14 protein-coding genes are annotated in these 15,406 nt (G+C 72.7%); 1 reads left to right on the top strand and 13 read right to left on the bottom strand.

The genetic code is table 11. The features are described 5' to 3' along the window. From DQ241_RS02860 to DQ241_RS02800, 13 genes are all read right to left on the bottom strand, one after another. Complete coding sequence (locus DQ241_RS02860; RefSeq protein ID WP_113828608.1) at positions 1–774, bottom strand: SDR family NAD(P)-dependent oxidoreductase; 774 nt, start codon at positions 772–774, stop codon at positions 1–3. Next, positions 771–1,607 carry an enoyl-CoA hydratase-related protein gene (locus DQ241_RS02855; RefSeq protein ID WP_113828607.1) on the bottom strand — a complete coding sequence of 279 codons (837 nt, stop codon included), beginning with the start codon at positions 1,605–1,607 and terminating at the stop codon, positions 771–773. Before DQ241_RS02855 ends, DQ241_RS02860 begins: the two co-directional genes overlap by 4 nt. 37 nt (positions 1,608–1,644) lie before the next feature. Then, a complete protein-coding gene (locus DQ241_RS02850) occupies positions 1,645–2,436 on the bottom strand; it encodes an enoyl-CoA hydratase/isomerase family protein (protein ID WP_113828606.1) in 792 nt (263 codons plus the stop codon). A 58-nt stretch (positions 2,437–2,494) separates the two neighbouring features. Next, complete coding sequence (locus DQ241_RS02845; protein ID WP_113828605.1) at positions 2,495–3,544, bottom strand: acyl-CoA dehydrogenase family protein; 1,050 nt, start codon at positions 3,542–3,544, stop codon at positions 2,495–2,497. Beyond that, positions 3,541–4,716 (bottom strand): acyl-CoA dehydrogenase family protein, encoded by a 1,176-nt coding sequence (locus tag DQ241_RS02840; protein WP_113828604.1) that lies wholly within the window; start codon positions 4,714–4,716, stop codon positions 3,541–3,543. Before DQ241_RS02840 ends, DQ241_RS02845 begins: the two co-directional genes overlap by 4 nt. Beyond that, the gene (locus DQ241_RS02835) at positions 4,713–6,869 is read right to left on the bottom strand and encodes an acetate--CoA ligase family protein (RefSeq protein WP_113828603.1); all 2,157 of its coding nucleotides are present in this window, start codon (positions 6,867–6,869) and stop codon (positions 4,713–4,715) included. The genes DQ241_RS02840 and DQ241_RS02835 overlap by 4 nt, the downstream gene beginning before the upstream one ends. Then, positions 6,866–7,855 (bottom strand): quinone oxidoreductase, encoded by a 990-nt coding sequence (locus DQ241_RS02830; RefSeq protein ID WP_113828602.1) that lies wholly within the window; start codon positions 7,853–7,855, stop codon positions 6,866–6,868. The genes DQ241_RS02835 and DQ241_RS02830 overlap by 4 nt, the downstream gene beginning before the upstream one ends. A gap of 37 nt (positions 7,856–7,892) precedes the next feature. Continuing rightward, the gene (locus DQ241_RS02825) at positions 7,893–8,651 is read right to left on the bottom strand and encodes an SDR family NAD(P)-dependent oxidoreductase (protein ID WP_113828601.1); all 759 of its coding nucleotides are present in this window, start codon (positions 8,649–8,651) and stop codon (positions 7,893–7,895) included. Between the two features lie 61 nt (positions 8,652–8,712). Beyond that, on the bottom strand, positions 8,713–9,765 hold the full coding sequence (locus DQ241_RS02820; RefSeq protein WP_199584005.1) for an ABC transporter ATP-binding protein: 1,053 nt from the start codon (positions 9,763–9,765) through the stop codon (positions 8,713–8,715). Next, complete coding sequence (locus DQ241_RS02815; protein ID WP_199584002.1) at positions 9,762–10,811, bottom strand: ABC transporter ATP-binding protein; 1,050 nt, start codon at positions 10,809–10,811, stop codon at positions 9,762–9,764. The genes DQ241_RS02820 and DQ241_RS02815 overlap by 4 nt, the downstream gene beginning before the upstream one ends. Before the next feature lie 17 nt (positions 10,812–10,828). Then, entirely contained in the window at positions 10,829–11,743 is a 915-nt protein-coding gene (locus DQ241_RS02810) for an ABC transporter permease (RefSeq protein ID WP_113828600.1), read from the bottom strand. Then, positions 11,740–12,690 (bottom strand): ABC transporter permease, encoded by a 951-nt coding sequence (locus DQ241_RS02805; protein ID WP_147252318.1) that lies wholly within the window; start codon positions 12,688–12,690, stop codon positions 11,740–11,742. Before DQ241_RS02805 ends, DQ241_RS02810 begins: the two co-directional genes overlap by 4 nt. Before the next feature lie 105 nt (positions 12,691–12,795). Next, complete coding sequence (locus DQ241_RS02800; protein ID WP_113828598.1) at positions 12,796–14,394, bottom strand: ABC transporter substrate-binding protein; 1,599 nt, start codon at positions 14,392–14,394, stop codon at positions 12,796–12,798. A gap of 301 nt (positions 14,395–14,695) precedes the next feature. Between DQ241_RS02800 and DQ241_RS02795 the strand changes: the two genes are divergently transcribed. Then, positions 14,696–15,391: a TetR/AcrR family transcriptional regulator gene (locus DQ241_RS02795; RefSeq protein ID WP_158545861.1), complete on the top strand. Its 696-nt coding sequence runs from the start codon at positions 14,696–14,698 to the stop codon at positions 15,389–15,391. Positions 15,392–15,406: the final 15 nt, after the last annotated feature.

The raw sequence follows: 15,406 nt of genomic DNA, 5'->3' as shown, positions 1-15,406 counted from the left end.
CTAGGGGGCCATGTAGGCACCGCCGTTGATGTCGATCGTGTCGCCGGTCAGGAAGCCGGCCTCGTCCCGGCAGAGGTAGGACACGAGCGCCGCGATGTCCTCGGGCTCGCCGAACCGGCCGACCGGCGTGGCGGCGACCAGCCGGGCGTTGACCTCGTCGGAGACGCCGGCCGCCATCGGCGTCCGGATCCGCCCGGGGGCGATGGAGTTCACCGTGATGCCCATCGGCGCGACGTGCGGCGCCAGCGTGCGGGTCAGCCCGTTGATCCCGGTCTTGGTGACGCCGTAGGGCAGGCCGGCGAGCATCGCGCCCGACCGGCCGGCCTTGGAGGACATGTTGACGATCCGGCCCCAGCCGCGGCGCTGCATGTGCGGGATGACCGCCCGGCAGGCGAGGAACGGGCCGGTCAGGTTGACCCGGACCACCTGCTCCCACTCGTCCGGGCTCGTCTCGTGCGGCGGGACCCGCGCCCCCTCGGCCTTCGGCGAGATCGCCGCGTTGTTGACGAGCACGTCGACCGAGCCGTGCTCGGCCACCACCTGCTCGACGCCCTCGGCGATCTGCTCGGCCGAGCCCACGTCGACCGCCCGCACGCGCAGGCTGCCGGTGACCGGGACCTCCTCCAGGTCGCCGTGCTCGCGGACCACGTCCGCGAGGTCCCAGGCGACGACGGTCATGCCGTCCTGCGCCAGGCGCAGGGCGATCCCCCGGCCGATGCCGCGGCAGCCGCCGGTCACGACGGCCACCCGTCCGGTCCCACGTGCCTCGGTCATGCCCGGTCCTCCTGGTCGACGGTCGGAGCTGTCGGTGCGTGCGGAGGGAACTGCGCGGGTCGCTTCTCCAGGAAGCTCCGCACGCCCTCCGCTGCGTCGGGCGAGCGGAACGCGCCGGCCATCTCCTCCGCGGCGGCGCGGAGCGCCGGTCCCACGGCGCGCGCCTGGTCGGCGTAGACCTGCCGCTTGACCACGGCGGCCGACCGCGGCGAGACCGTCCCGGCGATCCGGCCGAGGACCTCCAGCAGCGCCGGCCGTAGCTCCCCCGGTTCGACCAGCCGGCTGACCAGCCGCATCGCGTGCGCCTCGACGGCCGGCACGGTGCGGCTGGTGAGCAGCAGGTCGAGGGCATCGCCGAGGCCGACGACGCGCGGCAGCAGCCACGAGGTGCCGTGCTCGGCGATGAGCCCCCGTTCCGGGAACGCGGTCCGGAAGCGGGCGTCGGTCGAGGCCAGTCGGATGTCGCAGGTCAGGGCCAGGGCCAGGCCGATGCCGACGCAGGCGCCGTGGATCGCCGCGACCACCGGCGTCGGGGTGTCCAGGGCGCGCGTGATGCGCCGCTCGACCACGTCGGCGACGACCTCTTCGGCGTCCCGGTCGGCGGCGAGCAGGGCGCGCACCCGGGAGAGGTCGGCGCCGCCGCAGAACGCCCGGCCCCGGCTGACCACGCCGATCGCCCGGGTGCCCGGGTCGGCGCCGAGCTCGTCGAGCGCCCCGAGCAGGCCCAGCTCGAGATCCGCGTCCCAGAGGTTGAGCGAGCCGGGCTCGCCCATCTCGACGAGGGCGACGCCCTCCAGCGGCCGCGTCACGGAGACGCTGCGGGCAGCCGTCATCACCTGCTCCTCGCAGTCGGGGTACGGGGGCAGTCCGCTACTGGCCGGTGTAGACGCCGGGACGCTTCTCGCGCCGGGCGGCGAGGGCCTCCTGGTGGTCCTCGCTCATCATCGAGATCTTCTCCCAGGCCAGGGAGGTCTCCAGGACGTGATTGGTCATCCAGGCGACGTACCGGTTGACCGACGTCTTGGTCGCGCGGACGGCGTAGGGCGGGAGCGCGGCGATCGCGCGGGCGAGGTCCAGGGTCTCCTCGCGCAGCCGGGCCAGCGGGACCGACCGGTTGACCAGGCCCATGTCGGCGGCCTCACGGCCGCTGAGCATGCGGCCGGTGAGCATGAGCTCCTTGGCCCGCAGCGGGCCCACGAGCAGCGGCCACATCACCGCCCCGCCGTCACCTGCCACGAGGCCGACGTTGACGTGCCGGTCACCGATCGAGGCCTCGTCGGCCATGACCACCACGTCGCAGTAGAGGGCCAGCGTGGCGCCCAGGCCCGCGGCCGGCCCGTTGACCATCGCGATGATCGGCTTCTCGACCGACATGAAGGCGTTGATCAGGTGGCGGCCCTGCGAGTAGACCTTCTTCGGCGCGACGCCGACCTTGTGCCGCGCGGACATGCTCGTGACGTCGCCGCCGGAGCAGAAGCCGCGCCCCGTGCCGGTGAGGACGGCGACGCGAGAGTCCTCGTCGTCGTCCAGGGCCAGGAGGGTCCGCCGCAGCTGGTCGCTGGTCTCCGGCGCGATCGCGTTGAGCCGCTCCGGGCGGTTGAGGCTGACGATCACGACATCGCCCTCGTACGAGACGTCGATCTGCTCTGTGGACTCGATCACGGGCGCTCCTTGCTCGGTGGGCGACGGCCTCGCGGAGGATGCGGGGCCGGAGGGCTGATCAGGACGCGGTGCTCAGGGTCGGCCCGAAGGTGGCCATGAGATCGGGGCTGGAGATGACGGCGTCGCCGAGGAGGCGGTGGTGGTGGCGGAGCGAGCCGTAGGCCCCCTCGAGCGCTTTGCCGCGCTTGAGCCACAGGTGCAGGTCGTGCTCCCAGGTGAAACCGATGCCGCCGTGCACCTGCAGCGTGTGGTAGCTCGCCGTCACGGCGGCGGCGGTGGCCGCGGCCTTGGCGGCGCTGCTGGCCAGGACGGCGTCCGGCCGCCCCTCGGCCCACGTGGAGAGCGCGTACCAGGCAGCCGGCCGGGACGTCTCGACCTCGAGGGCCACCTCGGCGAGCATGTGCTTGACCGCCTGGAACGACCCGATCGGCCGGCCGAACTGCTCCCGCTCCTTGGCGTAGGCGACGGCCATGTCGAGCAGCCGGCGGCTCACCCCGTTGAGCACGGCGGCCGCCGCGGCCGCGCCGCGAGCACGGGCCTCGGCCAGGGCGGCGCCGGGCAGCCGGGTCGCGGGATCGGGCACCGCCCGGAGAGCCGCTGTGTGCCGGGCGCCGTCCATGGAGGGCGCCTGCTCACGGGTCAGCCGCTCGGCGGGCACGAGGTGCAGACCGTCCTCGAGCTCCAGCAGCGCCAGGTCGGCGACCGTCCCGTACGGCGCCACGGGCGCGTCGAGCAGTTGCGCGGTGGCCAGCACCTCGCCCGCCGCGATCCGGGGGAGCCAGCGCGCCCGCTGCTCGGCAGACCCGTGCTCGCGCAGCACCGGGACGACGACGGCCGCCGTCTCGAGGAGGGGTTCGGGGAGGGCTGCGTAGCCCGCCTCCTCCAACAGCACGGTCAGCTCGGCGTCCCCGAGCCCCATCCCGTCGAAGGCGGTGGGCACGTTCGCCGCGAGGAAGCCGAGATCGGCCATCCGCCGCCACCGGGAACGGTCCTGCTCGGCGCCGGGCTCCCAGGCGGCGCGCACGTCGGCGGCGGTGCAGGTGCGGGCGAACAGGTCCCGTGCGGTGCGCCGCAGGTCCTCCTGCTCGGGGGTGAAGGCGTACGTCATCGACGCGGCTCCTTGGGCAGGCCGAGCACCCGCTCGGAGATGATGTTCTTCTGGATCTGGTTGGTCCCGGCGAAGATCCGGGGGGCACGGGAGAACCAGTAGGCGTCCTGCCACTTCTCGGCCCCCGGCAGCGACTTCTCGTCGTCCTGCAGCTCGGCCCGGCCGGCCAGCACGCGCATCCCGACCTCGTGGATCTGCGCGTTCATCTCCGACCAGTACAGCTTGTTGTAGCTGGCCTCCGGTCCGACGTGACCGCGCATGGCGTCCGCGACGGTCCGGCCGACGTGGTGCCGGTACACCGTCACCGCCGTGAGCAGCCGGCCGAGGTCCTCGCGGACCGCGGTGTCGTCCTCCTGGCCCAGCGCGGTCACGAACCGGCGGATCTGCGCGAGGTCGTTGAGGAACGTCACGTACGTTCGGCGGCCGGCTCCGCGCTCGTGCGCCAGCGCCTCCATCGCGACCTGCCAGCCGCCGTCCAGCTCTCCCATGACGTTGGCGAGAGGCACCCGGACGTCGGTGAAGAAGACCTCGCAGAAGCCGGTCTGCCGGTTGATCTGCGTGATCGGCCGGACGTCGATGCCGGGGGTGCGCATGTCGATCATCACGTAGGTGATGCCGCGGTGGCCCGACTGCGGGTCACCGGTGCGCACCATCGCGAACATCCAGTCGGCGTGCAGGCCACCGGAGGTCCAGATCTTCTGGCCGTTGACGACCAGGTCCTCCCCGTCGACCACCGCGGAGGTGCGCAGGCCGGCCAGGTCGCTGCCCGCCCCGGGCTCGCTGAAGCCCTGGCACCAGAGGTGGTCGCAGCGCAGGATGGCCGGCAGCCAGAACTCCTTCTGCTCCAGCGTGCCGTACTTCATGATCGTCGGGCCGGCCAGCATGAGCCCACCGAGGTTCATGCGCAGCGGCGCGCCGGCGCGCTCGTACTCCTCCTGGAACACGATGCGGGCGTCGAGGTCGGCGCCCTTCCCGCCGTACTCGACCGGCCAGTGCAGCGCCGCGTAGCCGGCCTCGAAGAGCGTCCGCTCCCAGGCGCGGTGCTCCTCCAGGATGGCGCCCGCCTCCGGGTCGGGCAGCCCGCCCTCGGGGACGTTGGCCTCGAGCCAGGCGCGGATCTCCGCACGCCACTCCGCCAGGGCCCTGCTCTCCTGCTGCTGCCCGGTGGTCATGGACGAGCTCCTTCGGGGGTTGAGGAGGGGCACGCGACCCGGGGGACGACGACGGCGTCGACGGCGATCGCGCCGTTGCCCCGGGGGCCGACGATCAGGGGGTTGATGTCGAGCTCCGCGATCTCGTCGGCGAGCTCGGCGGCCAGCAGGGCGAGGCCCTGCACCGCGGCGACGACGGCGTCCCGGTCGCGTTCCGGGGCCCCGCGGAACGCGCCGAGCAGCCGCGCCGAGCGCAGCGCCCCGAGGGCGTCGTCGACGTCCTCGGCGGAGAGCGGGGGCAGCCGCAGCTGGACGTCCTCGAGCACCTCGGTCCAGGTGCCGCCGAGACCGACCACGAGCACCGGGCCGAACGCCTCGTCCCGCTTGATCCCGAGCAGCATCTCCAGGCCGGGCGCGACCATCGGCTGGACCAGCAGCCGCGCGCCGTCCGCCACCGGGCGGGGCAGCCGCGCGAGCATGTCCTTCGCCGCGCCGGCCACCTCGCCGGCCGAGGACAGTCCCAGGAGCACGCCGCCGAGCTCGCTCTTGTGCGCGACGTCGTCGGCCAGCAGCTTGACGGCGACCGGGTAGCCCAGCCGCTCGGCCGCTGCGGCGGCCGCGTCCGGGTCGGTGGCCACGGTCTCCTGCACGACCGGCACGCCGTAGAGCGCGAGCAGCTGCTTCGCCCGGTGCTCGTCGAGGACGCCGAGGCCCGCCGCGCGGGCCTCGGTCAGGAGCGCGCGGGCCCGCTCACGGCGGCCCTCCTCGATCGGCGGGCGGGTGGCGGGCGGCCTGGCCGCGGCGCGCTGCGCCGCCATCAACCCCGACAGCGCCTGGAGCGCCCGTCCCGGATCGGTGTACGCCGGGACACCGCGCGAGGTGAGCTCGACCACCGGCCGCCCGCTCCCGCCCACCCACACGACGACGAGCGGTTTGCTCGTGGCCCGGTGCGCCTCGTGCAGCACCTGGATGAGCGGGTCCTCCTCCTTGTCGAGGTTCCCGATGAGGACCATCGCGACGTCCGTGCCGGGGTGGTCGCCCATGAGCGCGAGCACCTCGCGCAGGGCCTCGGAGTTGCCCCCCGTGCCGGCCATGTCGATGGGGTTCCGAGCGGAGAGGTACTCCGGGAGCGCGTCGGCGAGCTTCCGCTGCCACTCCCCGTCCCAGGTGGCCATCCGGATGCCCAGGTCGGTGCAGTGGTCCGCGACGAGCACGCCGCCACCGCCCGACGTCGTGGTCACCGACAGCCGGTCACCGGCCGGCCGGCGAGCCAGGTCGACCATCTGCGCCCAGTCGGCCAGGGCCTCGACGCCGGCGATGCGGGTGACGCCGTACTGCTCGAACACCCCGCTGTAGACGGCGTCGGAACCGGCCAGCGCGCCGGTGTGCGAGGCGATCGCCTCGACGCCCAGCGGGGAGCGCCCGACCTTGAGGAACGCCAGGGGCTTGCCGACCTCCTGGGCGTGCCGCAGGGCACCGGCGAACGCCTCGCCGTCCCGGATGCCCTCGATGTAGCCCGCGACGCCGCTGACCGCCGGGTCGTCGAGGAGGGCGTGCAGCATCTCCGGGAAGCTGACGTCCATCTCGTTGCCGGTGCTGATCAACGAGCCGAGCCCGACCCGCCGGGTCTGGGACATGTTGAAGACGAACGCGCCCATCGCCCCGCTCTGGGTGAGGAACGCGATCCCGCCGTCGCGCAGGTCGAACCGGTCCTGGTCCATGCCCGTGTTGATCGTCGCGGCCAGCTTCGCGCGCACGCTGACCAGCCCGACGCAGTTGGGGCCCAGCATGCGGGTGGCCGAGCCGCGCAGCACGGCCTGGAGCTCGCGCTGCAGCGCCGCGCCGTCGGCCCCCAGCTCCGCGAACCCGGAGGTGATCGTGATGACCGCCGGCACCTCGGCGGTCACGCACTGCTCGAGCGCGGCGACGGCGTGCTCGGCCGGGGTGACGATGATCGCCAGGTCCACCGGCCGCCCGACGGCGGCGAGGTCCGGGTAGGCACGCTTGCCCTGGACCGAGGCCCGACGGGGGTTGATCGGGTGGACCTCGCCCTCGTAGCCGTACGTGTCCAGGTAGCGCAGCGTGCGGCCGCCGGTCTTCTGGCCGTCGTCGGAGGCGCCGATGATCGCCACGCTGCGTGGCTGCACGAAGGCGTCGTAGGAGGCGTGGTTCATGCAGGCACCGGACCCTTCGCCAGGTCGAGGACGTGCTTGCCGAGCGACGTCCGCGCCGCGAGCGCGGCGTGCGCGGCCGGCGCCTGGTCCAGCGGCACGGCGGTCAGCTGGAGCGGCGCCACGGCGCCGCGGGAGACGAGGTCGAACAGGCCGGCCGCCCGCTCCTGGAAATCCTCGAACGTGCCGGTGTAGTAGCTCAGCCGCGAGTACGTGAGGCTCAGGCAGCCGTTCGCGAGGCGGGCCGGGTCCAGCCGGGGGAACGGACCGCCGGAGCGGCCGTACACGATGAGCCGGCCGCGCACGGCGAGGGAGTCCAGGTCGTCGTCGAACGTGGGGCCGCCGACGGCGTCGAAGACGGCATCGACGCCCCGCCCGCCGGTCCTCTCGCGCACCCAGGCGGCGAAGCCGCCCTCCGGGTACGTGCTCGCGTCCGACGCCCCGGCCCGCAGCGCCGCGGCGACCTTCTCCTCGGTCGAGGCCAGCGCCAGCACCCGCGCCCCCGCGTTCCGTGCCACCTGGACCACGAGGGAGCCGGTCCCGCCGGCCGCGGAGTGGACGAGCACCGTCTGCCCCGCCCGGACCCGCGCCTCGACGCTGACCAGGGAGAGCGCGGTCAGGCCCTGCAGCATCACGGCGGCGGCGGTCCGCAGCTCGACGTCGTCGGGGATGCGGGCCACCTTCCAGGCGGGGATGACCGCCTCCTCCGCGTACGTCCCGTCCTCGTGCATCGCGAAGGCGACCCGGTCGCCGGGCGACAGGTGGGTCACCGCGTCGCCGCAGGCGAGGACGGTGCCCGCTCCTTCGCGGCCCGGCACGAACGGCAGCGGCCGCTGGTAGACCCCGGAACGGTGGTGCAGGTCCAGGAAGTTGACGCCCGCGTAGGCCACCCGGACGTGGACGTCGCCGGGCGCCATGGGCCGGAGCTCGGCGCTGCCGATCCGGAGCACCTCCGGACCGCCGAACTCGTTCACCAGGACCGCGCGCATGCGACCACCTCTCGACTGGACGTGCAGGGGACGGGCATCAGTAGGTGGCCCGGCCACCGCTGATGTCGAAGACCGCCCCCGTCGAGAAGCTCACGCGGGGGGAGGCGAGGAAACGGACCAGCTCGGCGACCTCGGCGGGCTGGCCGATCCGGCCCATCGGGATCTTGCTGACCAGGTACTCGTGGAACGAGGGGGTGACCTGCTCGACCAGGCGGGTCTCGATGACGGTCGGCGTCACCGCGTTGACCAGGACCCCGGTCCGCGCCAGCTCCTTGCCGGCGGACTTGGTCAGGCCGATGGCGGCCGCCTTCGCCGCGGAGTAGGCCGCGGAGTTGGGGTTGCCCTCCTTGCCCGCGACACTGGTGACGTTGACGATGCGGCCGTACCCGGCTGCGGTCATGTGCGGGATGACCTCCCGCATGAAGTAGAAGGTGCCGTGGATGTGCACCCGGAAGATGTCGTGCCAGTAGTCGGTGGGTACCTCCCACACCGGCCGGGCCGGGCCGGAGATGCCGGCGTTGTTGACCAGCACGTCGATCCGGCCGTGCCGCTCGGCGACCCCGCGCACGCACGCGGCGACGCCCTCGGGGTCGCCGATGTCCTGGACCACGCCCTCGATGCGCCCGGCGAGGTCGCCGTCCCAGCCCTGTGCCCGCTCGGCCAGCCCGTCGAGCGCGTCCCTGTCGCGGTCCACGCAGATCACGTGCGCGCCGTCCTCGGCCAGCACGCGGGCGACGGCCGAGCCGATGCCGCCGGCCCCGCCGGTGACGATCGCGACCTGTCCCTCGGTGGTCATGACTGCTCCTTCGGCTGGCCGGCCGCGGCCGGGGTGGGACGACGGCGGTGGACCCTGCGCGTCACCGGGACACCAGGGGGGTGGTCAGGTGACCGCCCTCGACGAGCTGGAGGACGGAGCCGCCGCGGAGCTCCGGGCCGTGGGTGTGCAGGTGGCAGGCCGCGTAGCCGCCCCCCTCCAGGGGGTGCTGCGGCGGCACCTCCTCCGCGCAGACCGGCATGGCGAAGGGGCAACGGGTGCGGAACCGGCAGCCGCTCGGTGGGTTCAACGGGCTGGGCTGGTCGCCGCCGAGGACGATCCGGTCCCGGGTGCGCTGGCGGTCGGGGTCGGGGATGGGGATCGCCGAGTTGAGGGCCGCGGTGTACGGGTGCGCGGGGGCGTCGTAGACGCGGGCGCTCGGGCCGGTCTCCACCAGCTGCCCCAGGTACATGACGGCGGTGCGATCGCTCACCAGGCGGACGACGGCCAGGTCGTGGGCGATGAAGAGGAACGACGTCCGCGCCTGCTCCTGGATGCCCAGCAGCAGGTTGACGATCTGGCTCTGCGTGGAGACGTCGAGCGCGCTCACCGGCTCGTCGAGCACCACCAGCTCGGGGTCGAGGATCATCGCCCGCGCGATCGCGATGCGCTGCCGCTGCCCTCCGGAGAACTCGTTGGGGTACCGGGTGGTGTAGCGGGTGCTCAGCTTCACCGTGTCCAGCGCCTCGTCGACGCGGGCCCGGCGCTCGTCCTTGGACAGCGAGGTGTGCACCTTGAGCGGCTCGTCGAGCTGCTGGCCGATGGTCATCGACGGGTCCAGCGACGAGTACGGGTCCTGGAACACGATCTGCATGCGCTTGCGCAGCGGGCGCATCCGGCGGGAGCGGAGCCCCGTCACCTCCGTGTCACCGAGGTGGACCCGCCCGGCCGTCGGCTCGGTGAGCCGGAGCACCGCCATGCCGGTCGTCGACTTGCCGCTGCCGGACTCACCGACCAGGCCGAGGGTCTCCCCCTCGTCCACGTGGAACGAGACACCGTCGACGGCGTGCAGCTTCTTGCCGCGGCCGACGTCGAAGGTGACCTCGAGATCCTCGACGCGCAGCTTCGGCGCGCCGGCTCCGGGGGTCGTCGTCACTGGACCGCCACTCCTTCGATCGGGGCCGGCGCACCGGGCACGGGCGCCGGGTCGCGCAGCTCCTCGCTGCGGACGCAGCGCACGAGGCCCCCGTCGAGCCGGCGCAGCTCGACCGGCTCGCTCGTGCAGCGCCCGGCCTGGGCGTGCGTGCAGCGGGGGTGGAAGCGGCAGCCGGACGGCAACCTGTGCGGTTGCGGCACCACTCCGGGGATGCCCACGAGCGGGCTGCCGTTCTCCAGGGCCGACTGGGGCATGGCCGCGAGCAGACCCGCGGTGTACGGGTGCTGCGGACGGCGGAACAGGTCACGCACCGGCGCGTGCTCGACCACCTGGGACGCGTACATGACCACGACGTCGTCGGCGATGTCCGCGACCACCCCGAGGTCGTGGGTGATGAAGAGGACGGCCATGTCCTGCTCGCGCTGGAGGGTCTTGAGCAGCTCCAGCGTCCGGGCCTGGATGGTCACGTCCAGAGCCGTCGTGGGCTCGTCGGCGATGAGCAGCTTCGGGTCGCAGGCCAGTGCCAGCGCGATCATGACCCGCTGGCGCATGCCACCCGAGAAGCGGTGCGGGTAGTCCTTCGCCCGCTGCGCCGCCGAGGCGATGCCGACGCGGTCGAGCATCTCCACGGCCCGGGCCCAGGCCTCCTTCCGGCCCGCCCTGCGGTGGCGGCGGACGACCTCGGCGATCTGGTCGCCGACGGTGAACGCCGGGTTCAGGCTGGACATCGGCTCCTGGAAGATGAATCCGATGTCGCGGCCGCGGATGCGGTTCAGGGCCTTCTCCGGCTGCCCCACCAGCTCCGTCCCCCGGAACTTCACCGAGCCCGCGGAGACCCGCCCGCCGCGTGACTGCACGAGCCCGACCAGCGAGAGCGCCGTGACGCTCTTGCCGGACCCGGACTCCCCCACGATGCACAGCACGCGGTTGGCGTCGAGGGTGAACGAGACGTGGTCGACGACGGTGATCAGCCCGTCGGGGGTCGGGAACTGGACCGTGAGGTCCTCGACCTGCAGCAGGGGGGCCGTCACGGCCGGCGTGGTCACGGGGCTGGTCTCCGTCCTCACTGGTCCCGCCGCTCACGGCCGAGGGAATCGCGGAAGGCGTCACCGAGCAGGTTGAAGGCCAGCACGACGACCGAGATGGTCAGGCCGGCGACGATCACCGTGGTCGGCGTGCGGCCCATGTAGGGGAAGGCCCGGCCGAGGATCGATCCCCAGCTCGCCGTCGGGGGCTGGACGCCGAGGCCGAGGAAGCTCAGCCCCGCCTCGGCGAGGATGGTGAGCCCGAGCATGATGGTCGTCTGGACGACCAGCGGGGACAGGATGTTGGGCAGCACGTGCCCGCCGATGATCCGGGGCGCCCCGCACCCGGTCGCCCTGGCGCTGAGGACGTAGACCTCCTCGCGCACCGACAGGGCGCTGCCGCGGACGACGCGCATGATCCGCGGCGCGTAGACGATGCCGATGGCCAGCATCGCGTTGGTGAGGCTGGGGCCGAGCAGCCCGACGATGACGACGGCGAGGATGAGCGCGGGGAAGCTCATCAGCGCGTCGTTGAACCGCATGATGACGTTGTCGACCCAGCCGCCGAAGTAGCCGCTGATCAGGCCGAGCGGCAGCCCGATCAGGAGCGCCACCCCGGTCGCCAGGGCGGCGGCCACGAGCGAGACCCGGCTGGCGTGGATGAGCCGGCTCAGGACGTCGCGGCCGAGGTCGTCGGTGCCGAACCAGTACTCGCCGCTCGGGCCCTCGAGAGCCCGGGAGAGCTCGCCCTGGTTCGGGTCGTGCGGGGCGATCCAGGGCGCGAAGACGGCCAGGAGCACGACGACCACCAGCAGGGCCAGCGCGGCGACGCCGACCTTGTTCCGGCGGAACCGCCGGACGAACGTGCTCGGCGTCGCCGGCGCCTCGGTGTCCTCCGGCCCTGTGCCCGTCGGCTGGAGGACCTCGGCCTGCAGTTCCGGTCGCGAGGTCATGCGGCACGCACCTTCGGGTCGAGGTAGCCGTACGAGAGGTCGACGACGAGGTTGACCAGCAGCACGATCACCGCCGTCACGAGCGCGATCCCGAGGAGCATGGGGAGGTCGCGGTGGAAGACGGCCCGGACGGCCAGCGTGCCGATTCCGTTCATCGCGAAGATCTGCTCGACGATCACCGTCCCGGCCAGGAGCCGCCGGACCTGCAGGCCGAGCACGGTCACCACGGGGAGGGCCGCGTTCTTGAGGCCGTGCTTGCCGATGACCGACGCCGTGGACAGGCCCTTGGCCCGCGCCGTCTGGATGTAGTCCCGCTGCAGCACGTCGCGCATCGAGGCGCGGACGTGGCGGGTCACCTCGGCCGCGACGCCCACCCCGAGCGTGAGGGCGGGCAGCACCAGCCGGTTGGCCCACTCGACGGGGTCGTCGGCGAAGGGCACGTACCCGGTGGCCGGGAACCAGCCGAGGGTCAGGGAGAAGGCCAGGATGAGCAGGAGCCCGACGAAGAACTCCGGCGAGGCCATGCCCACCGAGGTGTTGAAGATGGTGAAGCGGTCCAGCCAGCTGCCCGACTTCACGGCCGCGAAGATGCCGGCCGGTAGCGCGATGACCATGCCGATCAGCAGGGCGCCGACGGTCAGCGAGAGGGACACGGGCAGCCGCGAGGCGATCGTCTCGAGGACCGGGACGCCGCTGGTGAAGGAGTTGCCCAGGTCGCCCGTCACCACGTCACCCACGTAGTCGGCGAACCGCTGGGGCAGCGGCTGATCGAGGCCCAGGGACTCCCGGGCGGCCTCGATGGCCTCCGGTGAGGCGTCGGACCCCGCCACCACGACGGCCGGGTCGCCGGGGGTCAGCTCCAGCATGAGGAAGGTCAGCAGGGCCACGATCGCCAGCACGGGCAGGGTGAACAGAACTCGTTTCGCAACGAAGCGCAGGAAGCCCACGCGTCCTCCTCAGGAGGTCCGGGAACGGACGTCGGGTGGGCCGGGGGTGGGTCGGCGGCTGGGACCGGCCCACCCCCGGCGTGCGTGCACGAGCACGCGGGGTCGTCAGGCCGCGCAGTCCCGGCTGATCGTCACGTCGTTCATCCGGTCGTCACCGGCCGGCAGGTACGGGGTGAGGTTCTGGATGCACCCGGTGGAGTACGCGAACACGTTCGACCGGATCATGATCGGGAAGGTCGCGGCCTGCTCGACCACCTCGCGGTTGATCTCACGGATGACCTCGAGCCGCTCGGGGTTGTCCGGCGTCAGCCCGGCCGCCTGCTCGACCAGCTCGTCGATCCGCGGGCTGGCGACGCCTCCCGGGGTGTAGGTGCCCTGCGAGCTGGTGACCTCCTGGAAGGTCTGCAGCGGGTCGGGGCGCCCGCCCCAGCGCGCCATCATGACCTCGCCGTGCAGGTCTGCGGGGTCCCGGTAGAAGACACCGGCCTGCGAGATGTCCACGACCTCGAAGGTGAGCCGGATGTCGACCTCGGCGAGCATCTGCTGGAGGGCCTCGGCGATCTGCCGGTACTCGGTGTTGTTCAGCAGGAGGAAGTCGATGTCGACGCCGTCGGCCTTGCCGGCCTCGGCCAGCAGCTCGCGGGCCTTGTCCTGGTCGAACGGGTAGGCCTCGTCCAGCTCCTCGATCCAGACCGGGTGGTCCTTCGGGAAGAGCTGCTGGGTGGGCTGGCCGCTGCCGAACGTCAGCGCGTCCACGAGGCTCTGCCGGTCGATGGCGTGCATGATCGCCTGCCGCACCCGCAGGTCGCCGATGTCCGGCCCGGACAGGTTGGTGTACATGTTCCAGACGCTGAGCTGCTCGTTGACCTGGACGTCGAGCCCGGCGCCCTCGGCCTCGGGGATCTGGTTGGCGTCGAGGATGGCGAGGGTCGCCTCGCCCGAGCGGACGGCGTTGAGCCGCGCCTGGCCGTCGGTCACGTAGTGGTTCTCGAAGCGGGCCGGCCGGCCCTCCGTGCCACCCCAGTAGTCCTCGTACCGGACCATCTTGGTGACGACGTTGGACTCGAAGGACTCCAGCGCGTACGGGCCTGCGCCGATCGCCTCCAGGGTCGCGCCGTACGCACCGGGGGTGAGCGCGGCCGGGCTGATCATCATGCCGGCGTTGGCGGACAGCCAGAACTCCATCTGCCCGGTGGGCTCGCTGAGCTGGATCACGACCGTGCGGTCGTCCGTGGCCTCGTAGGAGGCCAGCAGGTCGATGGTGTTCTGCATGGTCGCGCCGATGGGCTCGGTGAGGCCCTTCGACCGGTCGAAGTTGGCGATCACGGCCTCGGCGTCGACCGGCGTGCCGTCGTGGAAGGTGGCGCCCTCGCGCAGGGTCATCGTGAACTGCGTGAGGTCGTCGTTGTAGGACCACTCCTCCGCCAGGCCGGGGATTGGCTCGCCCTGATCGTCGAGGTGGATGAGCCGGTCGTAGATCGCGAGCAGCGACTCGTAGGAGAGGCTGCTGTTGTTCTGCGGGTGCGCGGGGTCCAGCGTCTCGTTGCCCGAGGCGTCGAAGAAGATCAGCTCCGCGTCGGGGTTGGCCTCGGCGGCGCTGCTGCCGCCGCCTCCGTCACCGCCCCCGCTGTCCCCACCGCCGCAGGCGGTGACCGCCAGAGCGGCAGCGAGCAGGGTTACCCCGAACTTGGACCTGAGGCGCACGTCCGACTCCTTTGACGGTTGGCCGCCCGACCGACCGGTCGGGTGACCGGCACTCTGTCGGCTGGCTCACAGTCGTGTCAAGGGTCACAACCGCCCGGATCGGAGCCGGATGACGGATCAGTCGTCCGATCCTGCCACCGCCAGGCGAGGGCGACCGGCCGGTCGGGCGGCTGGGCTAGCCGTGGAAACCCAAAGCTTCCCCAGCGCTACCGACTGGACGGTCGGGGAGACTGTGTTGTTTCATTTCCCCGGCGCCGGGCCGCCCCGGTCACACACCGCGGAAGAGGGTCGAACCCAGATCGTGAGCACGCCTGAGCCCCCGGTCCCCGGGGTCGCCGCCGGACGCACGCCGGGCAAGGGTGGGCGGCGCGAGGAGCTGATCGCCATCGCCGCGTCGCTCTTCGAGGCCGAGGGGTACCACCAGACCTCGATGGAGCGCCTGGCCGAGCGGGCCGGCCTGGCCAAGCCGTCGCTCTACCACTACTTCAAGTCCAAGGAAGAGATCCTCTTCGAGATCCACCTGAGCTTCATCCAGCCGCTGATCGAGCGGCAGATCCGACGGGTGGAGCTGGGGCTGCGGCCGAGCCAGATCCTGCTCGAGGCCGTCGTCGACCACATGGAGGTCCTGGCGGAGAAGCCCGGGACGCTGCGCATGTTCTTCGAGCACCACCGCGAGCTGGGGCCCGACCGGCGCGCGCAGATGCGGGAGAACCGGGTGCGGTACCGGAAGCTGATCGAGGACACCATCTCCGCCGGTACCGCCGCCGGCGAGCTGCGCCCGGTCGATCCCCGGCTGACCGCCTTCGCCCTCTTCGGCATGGTCAACTGGGCCTACAAGTGGTACCAGGTCAAGGGCGAGCTGAGCCCGCGGGAGACCGCCTACTTCCTCTGGGACCTCTTCATGCGCGGCGCCCAGGACGACGGGTCCGGGACCGGCCGGGCGCCGACGCCGTCGCAGGCCGAGCCGCTGCCCGAGCTCAGCGAGCAGTGGCCGTGACCGGGAGCGGCCCCC

This window comes from Blastococcus sp. TF02A-30 (assembly GCF_003319185.1).
GTDB lineage: Bacteria > Actinomycetota > Actinomycetes > Mycobacteriales > Geodermatophilaceae > Blastococcus.
This window is presented reverse-complemented; position numbering and strand designations above follow the sequence as displayed.